This window comes from Streptomyces calidiresistens (assembly GCF_014141525.1).
GTDB lineage: Bacteria > Actinomycetota > Actinomycetes > Streptomycetales > Streptomycetaceae > Streptomyces > Streptomyces calidiresistens.
This window is the reverse complement of the sequence record NZ_VKHS01001157.1, coordinates 1-1,259: the sequence shown is the minus strand read 5'-3', so window position 1 is coordinate 1,259 and position 1,259 is coordinate 1. Positions and strand designations below refer to the sequence as shown.

General features: G+C 69.0%; 1 protein-coding gene. It reads left to right on the top strand.

What is annotated here, in order from left to right:
• The first annotated feature begins 75 nt into the window (after positions 1-75).
• Positions 76-1,209, top strand: coding sequence for a lipid II:glycine glycyltransferase FemX (locus FOE67_RS26085; RefSeq protein ID WP_182667286.1), 1,134 nt, complete (start codon positions 76-78; stop codon positions 1,207-1,209).
• Positions 1,210-1,259: the final 50 nt, after the last annotated feature.

Below are 1,259 nucleotides of genomic sequence, written 5' to 3'. Positions count from 1 at the left end.
CCCCTCGGCATTCCCCCCGCCGAGTAGGCTTCCGGCCAGACCCTGCGAAAGTGCCCGCCGGAGGAGCGCCCCCACATGAGCCCGACCCTGAGGACCATCAGCCGCGAGCAGCATCTGGCGTACATCCGCTCCCTTCCCTCGGCCAGCCACATGCAGGTGCCGGCCTGGGGCGACGTGAAGTCGGAGTGGCGCTCGGAGTCGCTGGGCTGGTTCGACGGCGACGACAAACTGATCGGGGTCGGGCTGGTGCTCTACCGGCAACTGCCCAAGGTCAAGCGGTACCTCGCCTACCTGCCCGAGGGCCCGGTCATCAACTGGTTCGCCCCGAACCTGGAGGAGTGGCTGCGCCCCATGCTGGCGCACCTCAAGCAGCAGGGCGCCTTCTCCGTGAAGATGGGACCGCCGGTGGTGATCCGCCGGTGGGACGCCAAGGCGATCAAGGCCGGCATCCAGAACCCCGAGGTCAAGCGACTGCGCGACGTGGAGGCCACCCGGCTGGAGCCGCGCGCCTTCGAGGTCGCCGATCGCCTGCGCCGGATGGGCTGGCAGCAGGGCGAGGACGGCGGCGCGGGCTTCGGTGACGTGCAGCCGCGCTACGTCTTCCAGATCCCGCTGCGGGACCGCTCCCTGGAGGAGGTCCACAAGGACTTCAACCAGCTGTGGCGGCGCAACATCAAGAAGGCCGAGAAGGCGGGCGTGGTCGTCGAGCGGGGCGGTTACGAGGACCTGGAGGAGTGGCAGCGGCTGTACGAGATCACCGCCGAGCGCGACCGCTTCCGTCCCCGCCCGCTGTCGTACTTCCAGCTGATGTGGCGCGCGCTGAACGCCGAGACCGCCTCCCCGGTGGAGGAGGACCGGATGCGGCTGTACATCGCCCGGCACGAGGGTGAGGCGGTGGCCGCGGCGACCATGCTCGTGGTCGGCGGGCACGTCTGGTACTCCTACGGCGCCTCCGCCAACCACAAGCGGGAGGTGCGACCCTCCAACGCCATGCAGTGGCAGATGCTCCGCGACGCCCACGCCATGGGCGCCCACGTCTACGACATGCGGGGTATCGGCGATGTGCTCGACGAGTCCGACCACCTGTTCGGCCTGATCCAGTTCAAGGTCGGTACCGGGGGAGAAGCCGCGGAGTATCTGGGCGAGTGGGACTTCCCGCTCAATAAGCTGTTGCACAAGGCGCTCGACATCTACATGTCGCGTCGCTGAGTCGTCGGTTCCGCACCCCGCGCGGATCCCGTCCCCCCACCGTCCGTCCC